At 71.0% G+C, this 20,863-nt stretch carries 21 protein-coding genes and 1 pseudogene; 13 read left to right on the plus strand and 9 right to left on the minus strand.

Annotation, left to right across the window (positions count from 1 at the left end; all coding sequences use genetic code 11):
* A pseudogene (locus O3X23_RS18790) lies at window positions 1–1,297 on the minus strand (hypothetical protein); the annotation flags it as partial.
* 175 nt (window positions 1,298–1,472) lie between these two features.
* Window positions 1,473–1,901, minus strand: coding sequence for a methylmalonyl-CoA epimerase (mce, locus tag O3X23_RS18795; RefSeq protein WP_138357147.1), 429 nt, complete (start codon window positions 1,899–1,901; stop codon window positions 1,473–1,475).
* Between the two features lie 163 nt (window positions 1,902–2,064).
* Here mce and O3X23_RS18800 point away from each other — a divergent pair, with 163 nt between their 5' ends.
* Complete coding sequence (locus tag O3X23_RS18800) at window positions 2,065–3,240, plus strand: acetyl-CoA C-acetyltransferase (RefSeq protein WP_269272705.1); 1,176 nt, start codon at window positions 2,065–2,067, stop codon at window positions 3,238–3,240.
* A 172-nt stretch (window positions 3,241–3,412) separates the two neighbouring features.
* Entirely contained in the window at window positions 3,413–4,366 is a 954-nt protein-coding gene (meaB, locus tag O3X23_RS18805) for a methylmalonyl Co-A mutase-associated GTPase MeaB (RefSeq protein WP_269272583.1), read from the plus strand.
* A 197-nt stretch (window positions 4,367–4,563) separates the two neighbouring features.
* Here meaB and O3X23_RS18810 read toward each other — a convergent pair whose 3' ends face one another.
* From O3X23_RS18810 to O3X23_RS18830, 5 genes are all read right to left on the minus strand, one after another.
* Window positions 4,564–5,037, minus strand: a complete 474-nt coding sequence (locus tag O3X23_RS18810) for a MarR family winged helix-turn-helix transcriptional regulator (RefSeq protein ID WP_269272584.1) — start codon at window positions 5,035–5,037, stop codon at window positions 4,564–4,566.
* Window positions 5,038–5,142: 105 nt separating this feature from the next.
* Window positions 5,143–5,931, minus strand: coding sequence for an AIM24 family protein (locus O3X23_RS18815; protein ID WP_269272706.1), 789 nt, complete (start codon window positions 5,929–5,931; stop codon window positions 5,143–5,145).
* 94 nt (window positions 5,932–6,025) lie between these two features.
* Window positions 6,026–6,676 (minus strand): AIM24 family protein, encoded by a 651-nt coding sequence (locus tag O3X23_RS18820; RefSeq protein ID WP_138357144.1) that lies wholly within the window; start codon window positions 6,674–6,676, stop codon window positions 6,026–6,028.
* A complete protein-coding gene (locus O3X23_RS18825; protein ID WP_269272585.1) occupies window positions 6,676–7,314 on the minus strand; it encodes an AIM24 family protein in 639 nt (212 codons plus the stop codon). The genes O3X23_RS18820 and O3X23_RS18825 overlap by 1 nt, the downstream gene beginning before the upstream one ends.
* Window positions 7,315–7,316: 2 nt before the next feature.
* Window positions 7,317–8,126, minus strand: a complete 810-nt coding sequence (locus O3X23_RS18830; RefSeq protein ID WP_269272586.1) for a DUF2127 domain-containing protein — start codon at window positions 8,124–8,126, stop codon at window positions 7,317–7,319.
* A 185-nt stretch (window positions 8,127–8,311) separates the two neighbouring features.
* Here O3X23_RS18830 and O3X23_RS18835 point away from each other — a divergent pair, with 185 nt between their 5' ends.
* Window positions 8,312–8,653, plus strand: coding sequence for a DUF3817 domain-containing protein (locus tag O3X23_RS18835; RefSeq protein WP_269272587.1), 342 nt, complete (start codon window positions 8,312–8,314; stop codon window positions 8,651–8,653).
* Window positions 8,650–8,949 (plus strand): MTH1187 family thiamine-binding protein, encoded by a 300-nt coding sequence (locus tag O3X23_RS18840; RefSeq protein WP_269272588.1) that lies wholly within the window; start codon window positions 8,650–8,652, stop codon window positions 8,947–8,949. Before O3X23_RS18835 ends, O3X23_RS18840 begins: the two co-directional genes overlap by 4 nt.
* Before the next feature lie 9 nt (window positions 8,950–8,958).
* Here the strand turns inward: O3X23_RS18840 and O3X23_RS18845 are convergent, their stop codons facing one another.
* Window positions 8,959–9,942 (minus strand): ArsR/SmtB family transcription factor, encoded by a 984-nt coding sequence (locus O3X23_RS18845; protein ID WP_269272589.1) that lies wholly within the window; start codon window positions 9,940–9,942, stop codon window positions 8,959–8,961.
* Window positions 9,943–10,126: 184 nt separating this feature from the next.
* On the opposite strand from O3X23_RS18845, the gene O3X23_RS18850 reads away from it, so the two are divergent.
* Window positions 10,127–11,311, plus strand: coding sequence for an MFS transporter (locus O3X23_RS18850; RefSeq protein ID WP_269272590.1), 1,185 nt, complete (start codon window positions 10,127–10,129; stop codon window positions 11,309–11,311).
* 94 nt (window positions 11,312–11,405) lie between these two features.
* Here O3X23_RS18850 and O3X23_RS18855 read toward each other — a convergent pair whose 3' ends face one another.
* Entirely contained in the window at window positions 11,406–12,590 is a 1,185-nt protein-coding gene (locus tag O3X23_RS18855; RefSeq protein ID WP_269272591.1) for a lipid II:glycine glycyltransferase FemX, read from the minus strand.
* A gap of 317 nt (window positions 12,591–12,907) precedes the next feature.
* On the opposite strand from O3X23_RS18855, the gene murJ reads away from it, so the two are divergent.
* The 8 genes from murJ to O3X23_RS18895 all read left to right on the plus strand — a co-directional run bounded on the left by murJ (window position 12,908) and on the right by O3X23_RS18895 (window position 20,839).
* Complete coding sequence (gene murJ, locus O3X23_RS18860) at window positions 12,908–14,560, plus strand: murein biosynthesis integral membrane protein MurJ (protein WP_269272707.1); 1,653 nt, start codon at window positions 12,908–12,910, stop codon at window positions 14,558–14,560.
* A gap of 117 nt (window positions 14,561–14,677) precedes the next feature.
* A complete protein-coding gene (locus O3X23_RS18865; protein WP_269272592.1) occupies window positions 14,678–15,187 on the plus strand; it encodes a SigE family RNA polymerase sigma factor in 510 nt (169 codons plus the stop codon).
* Window positions 15,180–16,100: a hypothetical protein gene (locus tag O3X23_RS18870; protein WP_269272593.1), complete on the plus strand. Its 921-nt coding sequence runs from the start codon at window positions 15,180–15,182 to the stop codon at window positions 16,098–16,100. The genes O3X23_RS18865 and O3X23_RS18870 overlap by 8 nt, the downstream gene beginning before the upstream one ends.
* 14 nt (window positions 16,101–16,114) lie before the next feature.
* Window positions 16,115–17,371 carry a L,D-transpeptidase gene (locus O3X23_RS18875; protein ID WP_269272594.1) on the plus strand — a complete coding sequence of 419 codons (1,257 nt, stop codon included), beginning with the start codon at window positions 16,115–16,117 and terminating at the stop codon, window positions 17,369–17,371.
* Window positions 17,372–17,460: 89 nt separating this feature from the next.
* Window positions 17,461–17,973: a MarR family winged helix-turn-helix transcriptional regulator gene (locus O3X23_RS18880; protein ID WP_138357132.1), complete on the plus strand. Its 513-nt coding sequence runs from the start codon at window positions 17,461–17,463 to the stop codon at window positions 17,971–17,973.
* Window positions 17,974–18,019: 46 nt separating this feature from the next.
* Window positions 18,020–18,352: a DUF3817 domain-containing protein gene (locus tag O3X23_RS18885; protein WP_269272595.1), complete on the plus strand. Its 333-nt coding sequence runs from the start codon at window positions 18,020–18,022 to the stop codon at window positions 18,350–18,352.
* A gap of 107 nt (window positions 18,353–18,459) precedes the next feature.
* Window positions 18,460–20,160 (plus strand): acyl-CoA mutase large subunit family protein, encoded by a 1,701-nt coding sequence (locus tag O3X23_RS18890; protein WP_269272596.1) that lies wholly within the window; start codon window positions 18,460–18,462, stop codon window positions 20,158–20,160.
* Between the two features lie 118 nt (window positions 20,161–20,278).
* Window positions 20,279–20,839, plus strand: coding sequence for a Uma2 family endonuclease (locus O3X23_RS18895; RefSeq protein WP_269272597.1), 561 nt, complete (start codon window positions 20,279–20,281; stop codon window positions 20,837–20,839).
* The last annotated feature ends 24 nt before the right edge of the window (window positions 20,840–20,863 follow it).

The raw sequence follows: 20,863 nt of genomic DNA on the forward strand, positions 1-20,863 counted from the left end.
GAGGAGTACCGGGCCAAGACCGGTACTCCTCGGTGTCGTCCTGCGCGGCGCCGCGCAGCTCCTGCGCGGACGCCTCGGCCTGGCCGCGCAGCCGCTCGGCCTCCGCCTCGGCCTCGCCGCGGATGCGCTCGGCCTCCTCGGCTGCCGACCTGGTGGTGGACCGGGCGTCCTGGGACGCCTTCGTCAGCACCTCCTCGGCGCTCCTGGCGGCCTGGGCCAGCTGGGCCGCGGCGTCCTCGGAGGCGGCTGAGCGTGCCTTCTCCTGCGCCTCGGCGCGGATCCGCTCGGCCTCGGCGAGCGCGTCGGCGCGGACCTGCTCGGCCTCGGCCTTGGCGGCCTCGGACTCCTTGGTCGCCTCGGTGACCATGCGGGCGATCTCGGCGCGGGCGGTACGGGTGCGCTGCTCGTTCTCCGCCTCGGCGGTCGACAGCCGCTTCGAGGCGGCCGCGTTGGCCTCCTCGCGCAGCCGGTCGGCCTCCGCGCGGGCCTCGCGCAGCGAATCGTCGGCCTCGCGCATCCGCTCCTGGGCGAGCCGGGTGAGCTCGGTGGCCTCCTGGCGGGCCGCGTCGGAATCGCTGAGGGTGGACGTGCGCAGCTGCTCGGCCTGGCTGCTGGCTTCCTGCGCCTGGTTGGAGGCCGCGTTCAGCAGCCGTTCCGCGTCGGTCCTGGCGCGCCGCAGCAACTGCTCGGCCTCGGACTTCGCGGACTCCGCGTCGGCGGTGAGCCGCTCGCGGGTCTGCTCGGCGATCCGGGTCGCCTCGGCACGGGCGGCGGCGAGCGCCGCCTCGGACTCGGCGCGGGTCTCGTCCAGCAGCCGGCGGGCCTGGGACTCGCTGCGGGCCCGCAGCTGCTCGGCCCAGGCCACGTTCTCGTTGACGTGGGTCTCGACGGTGGCCCGGCGCTCGCCCAGCTCCTCGTCGAGCTGGCGGCGCCGGGCGACCGCCTCGGCGTGCCATTCGGCCTCGAAGCGGGACTGCCGCTCGGCCTGCTCCTGCAGCAGGCGCTGGGTGGCCGCCCGCGCCTCGCGCAGCTCGCGCTCCGCGTCGGTGCGCAGCTGGTCCGCCTGGATCTGGGCGTTGCGCAGCAGCTGGTCGGCCTGGTGGCCGATGTTGTCGTAGGCGGGGCGCGAGGCGAGATTGCGCCGTGCCTCGTGAAGTTTGGCGCGCAGAACCTCGACCTGGTAGCCCAGGTCGTCGGCGTGCTCGACGGCCTTACCCCGCTCGGTCCGAAGCCGCTCCATCTCGGCCTCGAACAGCGAGAGGTGGTCATCGGCCTCGTAGCGGTCGTTGCCCCGCACTCCGCGGTCCCATCCGTCCCCTGGCGTTCTCACCCGCCAACCGGGTGAGACTCTCCGGAACCCCGTTTGCGCGGGGCCCTATGGAGAAGTGTGTCTGATCCACGCCGTGGAGCGGGCCGGTACCCCACGCCCACCCGTCGGCTGGGCCACTCTACCGGCCCAAGGGGGGCTGGGGTCAGTGGTCCTTGGCCGCGGTCACCAGCTCGGTGAGGACACCATGGCAGTCCTTGGGGTGCAGGAACGTGATCCGTGACCCCATGGAGCCGATCCGCGGCTCTTCGTAGAGCACGCGGACGCCCTTTCCCGCGATGTCCGCGGCGTCGCCGTCGACGTCCGCGGTGCCGAAGGCGATGTGGTGCACGCCCTCGCCGTTCTTTGCCAGCCATTTGCCGACCGCGGAGTCCTCGCGGGTCGGTTCCAGCAGCTGGAGGTAGGAGGCGCCGCCGTCGGAGGTCTCGTTGATCTTGAGCATGGCCTCCCGGACACCCTGCTCCTCGTTCACCTCGGAGTGGTGGACCTCGAAGCCGTACGTGGCGCGGTAGAACTCGACGGTGGCGTCGAGATCGAAGCACGCGATACCGATGTGGTCGATGCGAGTCAGCATGGGAACAGTGCACCGCTACCTGACCCCGTAACGCAACGTGCGCGCGATCACACGTTCCGCCCGATGACCGCGCGCTTACCGCTCAGTACATTGACGGTAACCCTCGTTAACTTCTCTCTTCCTCTGCTGAAGGGGCCGCACCATGAGCCAGCCACGTACGTCCGTGATCGTCGCAGGTGCCAGAACTCCCATGGGAAGGCTGCTGGGATCCTTGCGATCCTTCAGCGGCGCCGACCTCGGGGGTGTCGCGATCAAGGCGGCGCTGGACCGCGCGGGGATCGGCGGCGACCAGGTGCAGTACGTCATCATGGGACAGGTGCTACAGGCCGGCGCCGGCCAGATCCCGGCCCGCCAGGCCGCCGTCAAGGGCGGCATCCCGATGAACGTCCCGGCCCTGACGATCAACAAGGTCTGCCTCTCGGGCCTTGACGCGATCGCGCTCGCCGACCAGCTGATCCGCGCCGGCGAGTTCGACATCGTCGTCGCCGGCGGCCAGGAGTCCATGACGAACGCCCCGCACCTGCTGCCGAAGTCCCGTGAGGGCTTCAAGTACGGCGCGATCGAGATGCTCGACGCGATGGCGTACGACGGTCTCACCGACTCCTTCGAGAACATCCCCATGGGCGAGTCCACGGAGAAGCACAACACCCGCCTCGGCATCGGGCGTGCGGCCCAGGACGAGATCGCGGCCCAGTCCCACCAGCGCGCCGCCGCCGCGCAGAAGAACGGCCTGTTCGAGGCCGAGATCACCCCCGTCGAGATCCCGCAGCGCAAGGGCGAGCCGGTGATCTTCGCCAAGGACGAGGGGATCCGCGCCGAGACGACCACGGAGTCGCTCTCCAAGCTCCGTCCCGCCTTCGCCAAGGACGGCACGATCACCGCGGGCACCTCCTCGCAGATCTCCGACGGCGCCGCCGCGGTGGTCGTCATGAGCAAGGCGAAGGCCGAGGAGCTGGGCCTGGAGTGGATCGCCGAGATCGGCGCCCACGGCAACGTCGCGGGACCGGACAACTCGCTGCAGTCCCAGCCCTCCAACGCCATCGCGCACGCCCTGGCGAAGGACGGTCTGACCGTCGAGGACCTGGACCTCATCGAGATCAACGAGGCCTTCGCCGCCGTTGCCGTGCAGTCGATGAAGGACCTCGGCGTGACACCTGAAAAGGTGAACGTCAACGGCGGTGCGATCGCCCTGGGTCACCCGATCGGGATGTCCGGCGCGCGCGTCGTCCTCCACCTCGCGCTGGAGCTCAAGCGGCGCGGCGGCGGAACGGGCGCCGCTGCGCTCTGCGGCGGGGGAGGTCAGGGCGACGCCCTGATCATCCGCGTCCCCGGCAAGTAACCGGACAAAGACGCAACTGGCACCACCCACCGGCGAGTGAGCCGAAGGGGCGCGTCGGTGTCGGGGGAGGGAGCACGGTCGACTTCCCCCAGACTCCGTCCGGGGGGACCCCCGGACCGGCTCCAGCGCCCCGGAGGCGAACCGAGCCTTGACAAAAGAGGAGCGCGAAGCGATGGACGTCGCCACGCTGGTCGAGCAGGCGCGGGAGGGCAGGCCGCGGGCTGTTGCCCGGCTGATCTCGCTGGTCGAGGGGGCGTCCCCGCAGCTGCGCGAGGTGATGGCGGCGCTGGCGCCGCTGTCCGGCGGTGCGTACGTGGTCGGCCTGACGGGCTCGCCGGGCGTGGGCAAGTCCACCTCGACGTCCGCCCTGGTCACCGCGTACCGCAAGCGCGGCAAGCGGGTCGGCGTGCTGGCGGTGGACCCGTCCTCGCCGTTCTCCGGCGGCGCGCTGCTCGGTGACCGGGTCCGGATGTCGGAGCACGCCTCCGACCCCGGCGTCTACATCCGCTCGATGGCCACCCGGGGCCACCTCGGCGGCCTTGCCTGGTCGGCCCCGCAGGCGATCCGGGTGCTCGACGCGGCCGGCTGCGAGGTGATCCTCGTCGAGACGGTCGGCGTCGGGCAGTCCGAGGTGGAGATCGCCGCCCAGGCGGACACCTGCGTGGTGCTGCTGGCGCCGGGCATGGGCGACGGGATCCAGGCCGCGAAGGCCGGAATCCTGGAGATCGGCGACGTCTACGTGGTCAACAAGGCCGACCGCGACGGCGCCGACTCCACCGCGCGCGAGCTGAACCACATGCTCAGCCTGGGCGAGTCACGCGGCCCGGGGGACTGGCGCCCGCCGATCGTCAAGACCATCGCGGCCCGCGGCGAGGGCATCGACGAGGTCGTGGAGGCCCTGGAGAAGCACCGCGCCTGGATGGAGGAGCACGACGTCCTGAACGCCCGCCGACGCCGCCGCGCCGCCAACGAGGTGGAGAACATCGCCGTCACCACCCTGCGTGAACGCATCGGCGACCTCCACGGCGACCAGCGCCTCGACGCCCTGGCCGAACGCATCATCACCGGCGCCCTGGACCCGTACACGGCGGCGGACGAACTGATCGACAGCGTGACGCAGGCGTAGGCGCTTGGACCAGCAGACGCGATCGGATGCGAGGGGCCGGGCTCGCACTGGGGGTGCCCCCGGCCGGAGGTTGGGGGAGGGTTCCGAAATGCTGCCGTGTATGTGTGGGCGGCCACGCCCGTAAATACACGATTTCGGAACCCCCCGCCGGAGAGATCGGCCGCACCCGCGACCCGCGACCCGCGACCCGCAGGCGACTACCGCCCGCGCGCCGACCGCAAGTGCTCAGCGACCGGCGCCAGCGCCCGATAGAGCGCAGCCAAGTCGTCCCCCGGCAGCAGGTCGATGAAATTCTCCCGGACCGACGCCACGTGGTGCGGCGCGACCTTCCGCATCGTGTCCCAGCCCAGCTCCGTGAGCACCGCGTACAGCCCCCGCCGGTCGGACTCGCAGTTCTCGCGCCGGACCATGCCGGTGCTCTCCATGCGGGTGATCTGGTGGGAGAGCCGGCTCTTGGACTGAAGGGTGACGCGCGCGAGGTCGCTCATCCGCATGCGCCGGTCGTCGGACTCCGAGAGGTTGACCAGGATCTCGTAGTCGTTGTTGGTGAGGCCGAACGGCTGCAGGTCACGCTCCAGCTGGTGCATCAGCAGTCGGCTGACGTCGAGATGGGTGCGCCAGGCGCGCTGCTCGTCCTCGGTGAGCCACTTGGTGCCGTTCTGAGTCTCCATGCGTTGAATTCTACAGGTAGTTGAAATCCGTATGAACGGGCCCCGTAGTCAACCGGTCACAGCCCGGCACGAAGCCGTCCGAACGCCTGGTCGGACGGCTTCCCGTCACAGCCCGAAGCGCCGCTGCAGATCCCCCAGCTGACCGGGCAGCCGCGGCACCTGTCCCTGCTGTCCGCCGGGAGCCCCCGGAACGCCCGCGCCGGGCACGCCCGGCCCCGCCGACGCCGGAACGCCGCCGGTCGCCGTCTCCGGCATCAGGACCTCCGTGGACTGCAGCAGCACCTGCCCGGCACCCACGAACTCGAACTGGTGCTCCTCGCCCGAGGTCCCGCCGATCCCGGTGAGCGCCCGCAGGCCGCCCAGCACGCCGCGCATGTAGCCGTGGTCGTAATGGTGGCAGGGGGAGGGGCAGTCCGCCCAGCCGACCAGTGCCTGCGGGTCCACCCGGATCGGGGGCTCCACGAAGTGCACCGCCCCGTTCGACGCGGCGACGAACTTGCCGGTCCCGATCAGGGTGAGGAAGCCGGGGATGATCGACTGCTTGAGCGCCAGGCCGGGCTGAAAGGCGAGCAGGTTCCCCGACCGGATGGTCAGGTTGCCGTTCTCCAGGTCGAAGGAGTTGACGTCGTACGCCCGGTCCGCGAGCAGCAGCTTGCCCTGGCCCTCGGCGACCACCCAGTCCGCGGCGTGCATCGGCGAGTGGAAGTTGGCGGCGACCAGCCGGTCGAGCCGGCCGTTGCCGATGCCGTGGAAGTCGATCTGCCCGTAATAGGCGATCATCTTCCCCTTCTGCAGGAACCACTGCCCCTTGAGCTCGACGCTGAACGCGTACGGGTTGACGTTGTCGTCGACCGGCAGCGAGTGCGGATCGTGGATGACGGGCCCACCGGCCATCGCGGTCACAGCGCTTCTCCGTTCGCTTCTCCGCCCGATCGGCGAAAGTCCCGCCTGGCCTGCGACCGCGGCCCGCAGACCGCTCGTGCGCCGCTCACAGCTTGTCCTCCGACGCCTGTACGTACACCGTGCCCTGGCCGGACAGCTCCAGCTGGAACGCCTCGCCCGAGCCCCGCCCGACCATGTCCCGCCAGCCCAGCGCCGTGGACAGCTTGTTGCGCACGTCGCCGCGGTGCGCCACGTACGCCTGCGGGTCGACGTGCACCGGTCCCTGGTGGGTGATCGGCAGCTCGATGACGCCGCCGTGCGCCATGACCGCGACCGAGCCCTTGCCCTGCAGCGTCGTGGTGAACAGTCCCTGGCCGGTGACCTGGCCGCGGATGACGCCCATGACGCCGCCCTGCGATCCCATGAACATCGTGGACTGCTGCAGCGTGCCGTCGAAGGCCAGCAGCCGGTCCGCCTCGACGTAGAGCGTCTCGCCGCTCAGGTCGATGGTGTGGATGTGGTGGCCGCCGTGCCCGAACATCACCGAGCCCTGGCCCTCGACCGTCATCAGCGGCGTCGCCTCGTTGGCGACCCGCCGGCCGATCATCGAGGCGATACCGCCCTGGCCGCCCTGGATGTTCGGCGTGAACGACACCTCGCCGCGGTAGGCGAGCATCGCGCCGCGCTGGCTGAAGAGCCGCTGGCCGGGCAGGATCTGCGCCTCGACCATCTTGGAATTGATCTTGGTGAACGGCACTAGAGCTGTCCCCCGATCGTGTTGCGCTCGCTGGGCTGCACGTAGACCAGGCCCTCGCCCTCGAAACGGATCTGGAAGCTCTCGCCCGATCCCTCGCCCATCACCGTCCGCCAGCTGACGCCGGTCTGGAAGTGCTGCTGCAGGTTGCCGGTGTGCGCCACGTACGCGCCCGGGTCGACCTGCAGCGGCATGCCCGCCGAGACCCGCAGCACGATCGCCGGGCCGTCCGAGGTGATCGCGGCCTGGCCGACGCCCTCGACGGTCGTGGTGAACAGGCCGTTGCCCTGGGTCGCGCCGCGCAGCCCGGTGAAGGTGGTGCCGGTCCGCAGCCCGGGGTCGGTCGCCAGCAGGTTGCTGGCCTCGACGTAGAGCTTCTCGCCGTTCAGCCGCACCAGGTTGATCTCGCTCGCACGGTCGGCGAAGTAGCACGTGCCGTGCCCCTTCACCTCCATGACCTCCATGGATTCGCCGGTGAGCCGGCGGGTCACCATGCCGCGGATCCCCTCACCGCCCCCGGACATCTTTTTGAACGCCATCTGGCCGTCGTAGGCCACCATTGCGCCGTTCTTCGCCTTGACGGCGTCGCCGGTCATCTCCACGGCGAGTACCTTGCTGCCCTGCAATCGGAACATGGCCACGATCAGACGCTATCCGTCCGTGCGGGAACCGTCACCGGTTCCGGGTGAACAGGCTTTTCCCCGGCTGCCACCTCGACCTCCAGCAGCGATGCGCTGCGGCGCTCGGCCTCGAACGCCTCGACGCCGCCGCGCAGCCCGAACAGCCGCTTGGACAGCGCGATCCACAGCACCGCCAGGATGTTGAGCGCCAGCGTCGCAATCTTGATCCAGCTGATCTTCTCGGTCAGCTCGAAGATCTCCAAGGGCAGGAACGCGGCGGTCGCGACGACCGTCAGGTACTCCGCCCAGCGCTTGCCCCACCAGAGCCCGAACGCCTCGATGATCTCGATGAGCGCGTAGACCAGCAGCGCGACGGCGACGATCACCAGCGTCGAGTGCTTGTAGTCGAAGGTCTTGCGGATGGTGTCGACGACCGGGGAGTGGTCCAGGTCGTAGTGGAAGTGCTCGGCGACCGGGCCGAAGACCGAGAGCTGGTCCTCGAAGAGCCGGCGGACGGAGTCCTGGGAGTTGCTGAAACTCCATACCGCCCACGCGGCGAGCACGATGAAGACGCCGCGCAGTCCCCGCTCGACCGCCAGGAACCGCAGGATGAACAGATCGCGCAGCGCCCGCCCGCGCGGCACCTCGGGTGCCTGGTCGGCGGGGCCGAAACCGTGCGGCTCGCCCAGTGCGAAGTCACCGCAGCGCAGGCAGCGCCAGACCTCGCCGACGGACGTGGTGGCGTGCAGCCGCTCGCGCAGGTGGGTCTCGTCCGGCGCGTAGGTGATGTGGCCCCGGCGCGAGCAATGGCGCCGGTCCCAGTCGAACTTCATCGGTGCCGTTCCCCCGGTTGTCGTCATCCTCGGTGGTCTTCCGAGTGCTTCTTCGTGGAGGGGGACGCTATCGCCCGCCCTCCGGTTCTCGACCCCCGGGGCCGGGCCGGGGGAGAGAGCGGCGATAATGGACGGGCCTTGTGATCACGTTCACAAGAACCGCCCCCGTCGATGATGAGGAATCCGTGGACATCAAGACCGCCTCCGCCCTGCGCCGGCTCCGCCTGGTCTCCGCCCCCGAAGCGGTGTCCTTCCTGCTGCTGCTGGTCTGCTCGATCCTGAAGCGCACCACCGACTTCAACGCCGTCCCGGCGATGGGCATGATCCACGGGGTGCTGTTCATCCTCTACCTGATCCTCTGGGCCTGGGCCTGGTACAAGGCCCCGTGGACGCTGGGCCGTGCCGCGCTCTACGCGGTCCTGTCCGTCCTCCCCACCGGCGGCTTCTTCGCCGAGCGCATGCTGCGCCGTGAGGCCGAGTCGGAGATCGTCGCCGCCCGCGCCCGCCAGGAAGGCGTCGTCGCGTGATCGTCGCCTTCTCGGTCTCCCCGCTGGGCGTCGGCGAGGACGTGGGCGAGTATGTCGCCGACGCCGTCCGCGTCGTCCGGGAGTCGGGCCTCCCGAACCGCACCGACGCGATGTTCACCACGGTCGAAGGTGACTGGGACCAGGTCATGGATGTCGTCAAGCGCGCCGTCGCCGCCGTCGAGGCCCGCGCCCCGCGCGTGTCCCTGGTGCTGAAGGCCGACATCCGGCCGGGCGTGACGGACGGGATGACGTCGAAGGTCGAGACCGTCGAGCGCTACCTCGCGCCAGAGGACTGAGCAGCGCCCCTACCCCCCGCCGGTGGCGAGGGTGAGGCCGAGCGGTGTCCTCTCGTACAGCACCCGGTGGCCTTCGCGGTGCGAGGTGAGCAGCCCCGCCTCGCGCAGGACGGACAGGTGGGCGGAGACGGACGACAGCGCCAGTTCATGACGGCGGCCGAGCGCGCTGGTCGTCGTGGGCGCGTCGAGGTGGGTGAGGATCGCGGCCCGGTTGGGCCCCAGCAGCCGGATCAGCGGTTCGGCCGGCGCCGGTCCCGGCACGGTCCACAGGGTGGCGGTGCCGCGCGCCGGATAGACCAGCGTGGCCTGCCAGGGCGGGTCGAAGCCGCTCACCACGTCCGGCCGGACGAAGACGCTCGGCACCAGCAGCAGCCCCTTGCCGTCGAGGGTCCTGACGTGGTCGGGCCGCCGGTCGACCGTGAGCGTGCCGTCCGTCCAGCTCATCCTGGGGTGCAGGTCGGCGAAGAGCCGCTCCGGGCCGCCGTCGGCCAGCCGGCGCGAGTGGAAGGCCACGTCGGCCTCCAGCACGGCGCGCATCCGGGGCCAGAACGGGGCGAGGAGCGTGTCCCAGACGCGGGCCATCAGCTCCGCGAGCTCGTCCACCGTCCGCGCGGGATCGTCGAGCAGTGCTCGCGCCCGTTCGCTCTCGGCGGCGCCCGGCGTCACCGCCAGCGCCCTGACCAGATCGGCGCGGGCCACGGCCGGGTCGGTGCCGCGGACCCGTGCCAGCTCCTCGTCGATCGTGGCGAAGACCCCGTCGGGCGGCGGGCAGAGGAAGTCGGGGTTGTGGCCGCGGCGCGGCATCACCAGCTCGAACGGGCTCAGGTCGAACCTCCGGGCCACCGTTCTGACCTGCCGCAACCACGGCAGGTGGTACCCCTGTCGGGCGGGTGTCCGCAGGGTGCGGATCGCCTCCTGGGTCTCCCAGAGCGGGGAGATGGCGAACCGGGAGGAGAGCAGGTCCTCGGCCATGAAGTGCATGTGGAACGGCATGACATCTCCGAAGTTTCGTTTTCAGCCGAAACAGTAGAAGGCATGTCCCGGTGTCCGCCAGGCTGCGTCCATGACAACGGAAAACTCAGACTCGGGACTTCAGAAAAGTGACGAGCCGCCCTGCGACGGGACAGCGGGGGCGACGGCCGATCCCGTCGAGCCGCAACCCGCCGGATATCGCACGGTGTTCGCGGTCCGTGAGTTCCGGCCGATCTTCGCCGCTCACGTGCTGTCCATGTTCGGCAGTTTCTTCGCCGAGGTCGCACTGGCGATGCTGGTCTTCCAGCGCACCGGGTCCCCGTTGCTGACGTCTCTGATCTTCGCCCTCGGCATGCTGCCGTACGCGCTCAGCGGAGTGCTGCTCTCCGGCGTCTCCGACCGGTACCCGGCCCGCCGGGTGCTCGTGACGTGCGACCTGCTCTGCGCCGGCTGCGTCGCGCTCCTCGCGCTGCCGTTCACGCCGCTGGCGGTGCTGTTCGTGCTGCGGGCGGTCCTCGCGATGATCACGCCCCTCTTCCAGGGGACGCGGGCCGCGAGCCTCGCGGACATCCTGGAGGGCGACGTGTACGTCCTGGGACGTTCGCTGCTCAGGATCGTCTCGCAGAGCGCGCAGATCATCGGGTTCGGGATCGGCGGCCTGGTGCTGGTGGTGCTGTCGCCGCGCGCCGCCCTCACCGTGGCCGTGGGCACCTTCCTCTGCTCGGCCGTGCTGCTGCGCTTCGGCACCTTGGACCGGCCCGCGCGCGTCACCGGCAACGGCTCGATGATGCGGCAGTCCCTGCTCGGCGCCCGCCAACTGCTGAGCCACCGCAGGATCCGGGCGCTGCTGCTGTGGTGGTGGGTGCCGCCGATGTTCTTCGCGGTGGCCGAGGGGCTGGCGACGCCGTTCGCCGTCGCGGCCGGCGCCGGTTCCGCGGGAGTCGGCCTCCTGCTGGCGGCGATGCCCGCCGGGACGGTGGTCAGCGAGCTGGCGGCCGGCACGCTGCTCTCGCCGGCCGCCCGCACCTGGATCGCGATGCCGCTCGCCGGCCTCGCCCTGGTGCCGATGGCGCTGTTCGCCTTCCACCCGCCGCTGCCGGTGGCCATAGGGATCATGCTCGTGGTGGGGCTCTGCTCCGCCTACGCGCTGGGCATGGACAAGTGGTTCGTCGAAGCGGTGCCGGAGGAGATGCGCGGCCAGGCGATGTCCTTGCTGGGCGCGGGCATGATGACGCTCCAGGGGCTCGGCATGGCGATCGGCGGCGCGGTGGCCGAGGTGGCCCCGCCGTACGCCGTGATATCCGGGGCCGGGATCCTCGGCGTGGTGAGCACGCTGCTGGTGCTGCGCTCGGTCGCGGCGACCGGCCGAAGCGCCGTGGAGACGGTCTGAAGGACACCTTTTTGCCGCAGGTCGACGCGCGTAACACTTCGCCCGGGCGAGGGCCGGGAACCGGTCGGCGACGGCCGGTTCCCGGCCCGTCCGGTCAGCGCCGCGCCAGGTAGGCGTGCATCGCCCGGTGCAGGGTCTTGTTGACCGCGCCCTGCAGCGGCAGCTCCCACTCCCCGAGCGTCTCGACCGCCTCGCCGCCGGTGCCGAGCTTCCAGCGCAGCAGCCCGAACGAGCGCGCGTCGGGATCCAGGCTGTCCGGTACGCCGCGCATGTCGTACACGGACGCGCCGAGCACGTGCGCGTCGCAGAGCATCCGCCACTGCAGCGCGTTGCTCGGCCGCACCTCGCGGCGGTGGTCGGCGGAGGCGCCCGTCTGGTACCAGACCCGGGATCCGTCCGGGGAGACGAGCAGGGTGTGCGCGGCGAGGATCTCGCCGCCGTGGCGGGCGGTGTAGAGCCGCATGGCGCCCGGCCGTTCCGCGTTCAGCACCTCGTACTGGCGCCGGTAGTACGCCAGGTCGCGCCCCAGCCGGAAGCCGTCGCGCCGCTCGGTGACGCCCAGCAGCTCGTGGAAGACCGCCAGCTCCTCCTCGCCCGCGACGGCGGTCTCCACCCCCGCCTTGGCGGCCTTCTTGACGTTCCGCCGCCACTCCTGGTTCAGCCCGGTCCACAGGTCGTCCAGGCCGCGGCCGGCCAGCGGCACCTCGAAGATCAGCCGGGGCTGGGCGTCCCCGTTGTAGCCGTCCTCCCCGCCGCGCCGCCAGCCCGCCTCGCGCAGCCGGTCCGCGACTGCGGCGCCCAGCGGGTCCACCAGGTCCGGCAGGACGTCGCCCATCCGGCGGCCGGGCGCCACCGCCTCCTTGAGGGTGCGCGCCGACCACCGCCGGTACGGCAGCGGCGGACCCATCCGTACGGCGAAGGCGCCGGTACCGCGCAGATGGTCGAGCAGCGGGTCCAGCCAGCGCTCCAGGTCCGGCGCCGACCAGTCCAGCACCGGGCCCTCCGGGAGGTACGCGAACGACCTGCGGACGCCGGGCAGCTGCCGGTACAGGGCCAGCGCCGAGCCCACCATCGCCCCGGTGTCGTCGAACCAGCCCAGACTCTCGGCGGACCAGCCCGGTTTGACCCGGGCCCAGGAGGGGCTCTGCAGGAAACTGACCGCGCGCGGGCCCGGCCGCCGCACGAACTCCAGGTGCTCGGCCTCGCTGACGGGGCGCAGCACGAGACGTGGCGCCGGGCCGGGGAAGACGTCGCGGGCGGAGTCCTGGTGGGTGGTCATCGTCAAGGCTCGTCCTCCACGGTGCGGTGGGCCTGGCGGCCCGCTCACCTGTCTCACGCCCCACAGGGGTGCGATGTGACAGAGATGTTCGCGACAGTGCGCACCGGTTTCCCAAGGGGACTCGCGACGGGCAGACTTCGGCCTCTGCGCGGCCGCCGGCCGCGCCCGGCCGGGGAGCACAACGGGTGACATCAGCAGTGGGCAGTGACGCGGGGACCGGCGACCCCGGTCGGGACGCGGTGCGCGGCGCCCCCTACGGCGGTCCCCTCCCGCCGGAAGTCGTCCTCCCGCCCGCCCCCGCGGGACAACCGGCACCCGTGGAAGCACCCGCCGCCTCCACCGGGACGGACTCCGCCGCCTCGCTCAAGCGCAGCGGCAGCGTCATGGCGCTGGGCTCGCTCGCCTCGCGCGCCACCGGGTTCGTGCGCAGCGGCATCATCACCGCGGCCCTCGGCACGACCCTGCTCGGTGACGCGTTCAGCGTCGCGAACACCGTCCCGAACATCCTGTACATCATGCTCATCGGCGGGGCGCTGAACTCGGTGTTCGTCCCTCAGCTGGTGCGCGCCGCCAAGGAGCACAGCGACGGCGGCGCCGCCTACACCGACCGGCTGCTCACCCTCTGCCTGATCGCCCTGCTGGTGATCACGGCCGCCGCCGCGCTCGCCGCCCCCTGGCTGGTCAGCGCGTACGGGCCGGACTTCACCAGCGCCCAGCGCGACCTGACGATCGCCCTCGCCCGGTACTGCCTGCCGCAGATCCTCTTCTACGGCGTCTTCACCCTGCTCGGCCAGATCCTCACCGCCCGCGACCGGTTCGGCGCCATGATGTGGTCGCCGGTCCTGAACAACGTCGTCGTCATCGCGGTGTTCGGCCTGTACCTCGCGGTGGCGCACGACACCACCGCCGCCGGCACCATGAGCGAGGCCAACGCGCTGCTGCTGGGGCTCGGCTCCACCGCGGGCATCGCCGTGCAGGCCCTGGCGCTGATCCCGGCGCTGCGCGGCGCCGGATTCCGCTGGCGGCCCCGTTTCGACTGGCGCGGCTCCGGCCTCGTGCAGCCCATGCGGGCCGCCGGATGGACGCTGCTGCTGGTCTTCGTCAACCAGATCGCGTACTGGGTCGTCACCCGGCTCGCCACCTCGGCCGGCGCCCACGCGCTGGCCGGCGGCAGCCCGGTGGGTGTCGGCTTCGCCGCCTACAGCAACGCCTACCTGCTGTGGGTCGTCCCGCAGGGGATCATCACCGTCTCCCTCGTCACCGCCCTGCTGCCGCGGATGAGCCGGGCCGCCACCGACGGCGACCACGCGCGGATCGGCGCCGACCTGTCGTACGGGCTGCGCGGCTCGGCCGCCGCGATCGTGCCGGCGGTCCTGGCCTTCCTGGCGCTCGGCCCGCAGATCACCGGTGTCGTCTTCCAGCACGGCCGCACCACCGACGCGGACGCCCAGGCCATCGCCTGGATCCTGATGGCGTTCGCCCTCGGCCTGCCGGCCTTCGCCGGCCAGTACCTGCTGGCCCGCGGCTTCTACGCGCTCGGCGACACCCGTACGCCCTTCTTCCTCAACGTGGTCATCGCGGCCGTCAACGCCGGGCTCGCCCTCGCCTCCTACACGCTGCTGCCCGCCCGCTGGGCCGTGGCCGGCATGGCGGGCGGCTACGCGATCGCCTGCTGCGCCGGGCTGGCGTGCACCACGTGGGTGCTGCGCCGGCGGCTGAAGTGGCGGCCCGCCGTCCTGGGCATGCATGTCCGGCTGGCCGTCGCCTGCCTGCCGGGCGCGGCCGCCGCGTACGGGATCGCGCAGGGCAGCGGGCGGCTGCTCGGCACCGGCTTCGCCGGGGACGCCGCCGGGCTGCTGTTCGGTGGCGCCGCGCTCGTCTGCTCCGTCCTGGCGCTGTCCGGACCGCTGCGGCTGACCGAGGTGCAGTCCCTGGCCGCCCCGGTCCTGCGGCGGCTGCCGGGTCGTTGAAAGTTCTCCCAGCTGAAAGTTTTCTTGATTTCGTTGTCACCTTTTGGGCCCGCTGAGCGTGTACGTAGCGGGAGGGACATTGATTATCCGTACGGCACACGCGCTCCCGGGGTGGGTGTGAGTCGGCACGCGACACCGCAGGACGACTTCGACGAGTTCTACGCGGTTACCGCGAAACGCCTGGTCGCCGCGGTGTTCGCGATGACCGGCGATCTTGGCGAGGCCGAGGACGCCGTGCAGGAGGCGTATGCCCGCGCGTGGCAGCGGTGGGCGAAACTCACCGCCGAGGGGGACCCGACGCCCTGGGTGCGGACGGTGGCCCTGCGGCTGGCGGTGAGCACGTGGCGCAAGACACGCAACCGGGTGCGGGCACACTTCAGGTACGGCGCACCGGCTGACGCGCCCGCCCTGGCACCCGACCGGGTCGCTCTGATCGCGGCCCTGCGGGAGTTGGGCGAGGAGCAGCGGACGGCTGTCGTGCTGCACCATTTGATGGACCTGCCGGTCGAGGAGGTCGCCCGGGAGACCGGAGTGTCCAACGCGGCGGTCCGTACCCGGCTCAGCCGCGCACGCAAGGCGCTGGGCGACCGGCTGACCGAGGAAGAGGAGGTGCCCCTCCATGGCTGACCCGCTCGACGACCGCCTGCGGGACCTGGCTCGCGACACCGAGCCGCTGATCGTCCTCGCCGGTCCCGCGGACGTCCGCAGGCGTGGGGAGCGCCGCCGTGCCCGGCGCCGGGTGGGCGCGGTGGCCGTGGTGGCCGCGGCCGCGCTGGCCGTGGGCTCCTGGCTGGTCGTGCCCCGGCTGGAGAACGGCGCGCAGACGCCGATGGTCGGCGGTTCGTCCTCGCCCGACCCGCTGCCGGCGGACGTCCTGGCGGGCGAACTGCTCCGGCCGACCGCCCTGCCCTGGGACTCGGTCTGGCACTGGCGCACCGGCTCGCCGGCCGCCACGGCGAAGCTCCCACTGATGCGGTGCGGGACGTCGCTGTACGATCCGGCCTCGGCGAGTGTCCGTTTCTATCTGGGGAACGAGACCAGCGGCGCGCGCTACACCGTCCACGGCCTCCGTGACGCGGAGGCCGCCGCCGCGGAACTGGACCGCGTACGCGCCGAACTGGGCAAGTGCGGAGTCGTCCCTTCTTATGGGGGGAAGGATGGGATGACCACGGAAGCCGTGCTCCGCGTCTACGGGGCGACGAAGAAGGACGGTTGGCTGAGCCAGGTCTGGCTGGCGACGAAGGGCCGGTACGTGTCCCTGCTGCAGACGGTCACGCCGGTGATCGTGGGCGTGAACACGCCCTACCTCGACGGGACTCCCTTGCTGTGCATGTTCCGCTCCCTCGACAGGCTCGCTCCCTCCCGCGCCCCGGGCACCCCCACCATCACCCCCACGACTTCTCCCTCCACCGGATTCGCCGGGGGCTTCCCGGCCGGCGTGGAGCCTTCGGCCGGAAGCGGGGCCACGGCGGTCCCGCCGCCCGACAGGAAGCTCCCGCTGCCGCACTACATCGTTCCCAACTCTTCTGACCGCTGCTGATGAGGACAACTTCCGTGACACCCATACGTACGTCCCGCGTTCACTTCGCCCGCATACGTGCCCTGGCCGTGCCGGCGCTGCTGGCCGTCGCGCTGACCGCCTGTGGCGGCGGTGGCGGTGACAACGGCGCCAAGGGCGACGACTCCAAGGGCGGCGACAAGGGCGCCCCGGCAGCCGCGCCGGTCACCTTCTCGCCCGCCAACGGCAAGACCGGGGTGGACCCGGGCAGCCCCGTGAAGGTGTCGCTGACCGAGGGCACCATCGGCGCGGTGACCGTGACCGCCGCGGCCAAGAGCACCGACGGCGTCGAGCCCGTCGAGGTCACCGGCAAGCTGGACGCCGCCAAGCACAGCTGGCTGTCCGACCGCACGATGACCCCCGGCACCGCCTACACGGTCAAGGTCACCGCGGCCGACAAGTCCGGCACGCAGAAGGAGCAGACCAGCACCTTCACCACGCTGGCCGCGGCCAAGACCAACGGCGTCACCGTCACCCCGCTCGGCAACGCGGTGGTCGGCGTCGGCCAGCCCGTCTCCATCGCCTTCGACAAGCCGGTCACCAACCGCGCGGCCGTCGAGAAGCAGCTGTCCGTGACGACGACGCCCGCCGTGCAGGGCAGCTGGGGCTGGATCACCGACCCGCTGACCGGCACCCAGCGCGCCGACTGGCGCCCCACCGCGTACTGGGCCAAGGGCACCAAGGTCACGATGACGGCCAAGCTCAGCGGCCTCGACACCGGCGGCGGCCGCTACCTGCGCCGCGATGTCACCTCGACCTTCACCATCGGCACCGCCCGGGTCTCCAAGGTCGACATCAAGGCGAAGAAGATGACGGTGACCGAGGACGGCAGGACCGTCAAGGTCATCAACATCTCGGCCGGCAAGGCCGACTTCCCGACCTGGAACGGCCGCATGACCGTGATCAGCAAGCAGTCGACGATCCACATGACGTCGTCGTCGGTCGGCATCGCCACCAACAAGGACGCCGCGGACTTCTACGACAAGGACGTCAAGATGGCGGTGCACCTGACGACCTCGGGCACGTTCGTGCACGCCGCTCCGTGGAACGACGCCAAGATGGGCAAGGAGAACACCAGCCACGGCTGCGTCGGGATGTCCGACGCCGACGCCAAGTGGTTCTTCGACAAGGCCGTCCGCGGTGACGTCGTCGAGGTCACCGGATCGACCCGCGCCACCGTCGACAAGGGCAACGGCTACGGCGAGTGGAACCTCGACGCCGCGGCCTGGGCGAAGCTGAGCGCCCTGTCCTGACCCGGCACGGAATCCGCTCCCACGGGGGCCGGGTTCCGATGGACGAGACAGCCCCTCCCACTATGTGACCGACGGGTAGGCTCAGCGGCGTGCCGAAGCCCCTGAGCCTGCCCTTCGACCCCATCGCCCGCGCCGACGAGCTGTGGACCCAGCGCTGGGGACGCGTTCCGTCGATGGGCGCCATCACCTCGATCATGCGGGCCCAGCAGATCCTGCTGGGCCAGGTCGACGCCGTCGTCAAGCCGTACGGGCTGACCTTCGCCCGGTACGAGGCGCTGGTGCTGCTCACCTTCAGCAAGGCGGGCGAACTGCCGATGTCGAAGATCGGCGAGCGGCTGATGGTGCATCCCACGTCGGTCACCAACACCGTGGACCGCCTCGTCGGTTCCGGCCTGGTCGCCAAGCGCCCCAACCCGAACGACGGACGCGGCACCCTCGCCTCCATCACGGACAAGGGACGCGAGGTGGTCGACGCGGCCACCCGCGACCTGATGGCGATGGACTTCGGCCTCGGCGTCTACGACGCCGAGGAGTGCGGCGAGATCTTCGCGTCGCTGCGCCCGCTGCGGATAGCCGCGGGCGACTTCGAGGACGGGCGGTAGCCGGGCCCGGTGAAGGCGCCGGAAGGCACCGGCTACGCTCGATGCCATGAAGCAGAGTGTGCTGACCCGCTACCGGGTCATGGCCTACGTCACCGCCGTCATGCTGTTGGTGCTGTGCGCCGCGATGGTCGTCAAGTACGGGTTCGACAAGGGGCAGGACCTGACCCTCGTGATCTCCCAGATCCACGGCGTCCTCTACATCATCTACGTCGTCTTCGCCTTCGACCTGGGCAACAAGGCGAAGTGGTCGCTCCCCAAGCTCGGCTGGGTGCTGCTGGCCGGCACCATCCCGACCGCGGCCTTCTTCGTCGAGCGCAACGTGACGCGCGAGGTGGCCCCGCTGGTCCTGGCCGCGGACGGCGAGCCTGCCCGGGCGTGACGCCGGCCGTGTGACACATTGCACGTGACGCATCGCACCGCCCTCCCCGCAAGGGATGGGCGGTTTGCCATCGACATTTACTAGGACGTCCTAGTAAATTCGAGGGTATGGACGCCGAAGGCATCGAAGAGGGCCGCCAGCGCTGGCAGGCCCGGTACGACGCGGCTCGTAAGCGGGACGCGGACTTCACCACACTCTCCGGGGACCCGGTCGAGCCCGTCTACGGGCCCGCCCCTGGCGAGGCCGTGGACGGCTTCGAGCGGATCGGCTGGCCTGGCGAGTACCCGTTCACCCGTGGTCTGCACCCGACCGGCTACCGGGGCCGCACGTGGACGATCCGGCAGTTCGCCGGCTTCGGCAACGCCGAGCAGACGAACGAGCGCTACAAGATGATCCTGGAGGCCGGCGGCGGCGGCCTCTCCGTCGCCTTCGACATGCCGACCCTGATGGGCCGCGACTCCGACGACGGCATGGCGCTGGGCGAGGTCGGCCACTGCGGTGTCGCCATCGACTCGGCCGCCGACATGGAGGTGCTCTTCGCGGGCATCCCGCTCGGCGACGTCACCACCTCGATGACGATCTCCGGCCCGGCCGTCCCGGTCTTCTGCATGTACCTGGTCGCCGCCGAGCGGCAGGGCGTCGACCCGGCCCTGCTCAACGGCACCCTGCAGACCGACATCTTCAAGGAGTACATCGCGCAGAAGGAGTGGCTCTTCGCCCCCGAGCCCCACCTGCGCCTCATCGGCGACCTCATGGAGCACTGCGCGACGGGCATCCCCGCGTACAAGCCGCTCTCCGTCTCCGGCTACCACATCCGCGAGGCCGGAGCCACGGCCGCGCAGGAGCTCGCGTACACCCTGGCCGACGGGTTCGGGTACGTGGAGCTGGGGCTGTCCCGCGGCATGGACGTCGACGCGTTCGCCCCCGGGCTGTCGTTCTTCTTCGACGCGCACCTCGACTTCTTCGAGGAGATCGCCAAGTTCCGCGCCGCCCGCCGCATCTGGGCGCGCTGGATGCGCGACGAGTACGGCGCGAAGACCGACAAGGCGCAATGGCTGCGGTTCCACACCCAGACCGCCGGCGTCTCGCTCACGGCCCAGCAGCCGTACAACAACGTCGTGCGCACCGCCGTGGAGGCGCTGGCCGCCGTCCTGGGCGGCACGAACTCCCTGCACACCAACGCGCTCGACGAGACCCTCGCGCTGCCGAGCGAGCAGGCCGCGGAGATCGCGCTGCGCACCCAGCAGGTCCTGATGGAGGAGACCGGCGTCGCGAACGTCGCCGACCCGCTCGGCGGCTCCTGGTACGTCGAGGCCCTCACCGACCGTATCGAGGCCGACGCCGAAAAGATCTTCGACAAGATCAGGGCGCTCGGCGCGAAGGCGGTCCCCAGCGGGAAGCACTCCGTCGGTCCCATCACCAGCGGCATCCTGCGCGGTATCGAGGACGGCTACTTCACCGGCGAGACCGCCGAGTCGGCCTTCCAGTACCAGCGCGCCCTGGAGAAGGGCGAGAAGCGCGTCGTCGGCGTCAACTGCCACCACGGCTCGGTCACCGGCGACCTGGAGATCCTCCGCGTCAGCCACGAGGTCGAGCGCGAGCAGGTACGCGTCCTGGCCGCCCGCAAGGCCGCCCGCGACGACAGCGCCGTCCAGGCCGCCCTCGCCGCCATGCTGGCCGCGGCCCGCGACGGCTCGAACATGATCGCCCCCATGCTCGAGGCGGCCCGCGCCGAGGCCACCCTCGGCGAGATCTGCGGCGTCCTGCGCGAGGAGTGGGGCACGTACACGGAACCGGCCCGTTTCTGAGCCGCGCGCGATCGTGGGCTCCCCTCCGCACGGGTGGAGCGGAGCCCACGAGCGGGTGATCCCCGCCCTCAGCGAATAGGCTGAAAGCGGTTGGGGGAACACCGCTGGAGGGAGCGCCGTGGAATACGCCCGCATGCGTCGGATCGCCGATGAGCTGTCGGCGAGGCCGGAAGCCTGGGCTGTGGAGATCAGCGGCGGCGAGATCATTATGATAATGAGTCCGGCGAAGCGGCATGAATTCATCGCGTTCCAGATCGCTGACCAGCTCAACGACCAGCTCAGGGGCACGGCCCCGCGGGTGATCGCGCAATCCGGCGCCGAGATCGAGGACCCGCGCGGGGCGGCGGCGCTGCGCCGTCCGGACATCACGATTCTCCCCCTGGATGTCCTCAACGAGGACGGAGACACCGTCGACCCCGCGGAAGTGGCGGCGGTCGTGGAAGTCGTGTCGAAGTCGAATCCCGAAAACGACTACGAGGGCAAGACGCGCGACTACGCGGTGATGGGCATCCCGTTCTATCTGCTCGTGGATCCCCGCAGGGGCACAGGTCTCGTCCTCTCCCGGCCGCGCTCCACGCCGGAAGGTCCGCGATATGCGGCCCGTGTCGAGTTCCTGTTCGGTGAACGGGTGCAGGTGGGCGCGTGGCATGTCGACACGGAGGGCTTCCCGCTGTACTGAACGCCGGGTGGCATTGCCCCCGCA

This window comes from Streptomyces sp. H39-S7 (genome assembly GCF_027158205.1).
Taxonomy (GTDB): domain Bacteria; phylum Actinomycetota; class Actinomycetes; order Streptomycetales; family Streptomycetaceae; genus Actinacidiphila.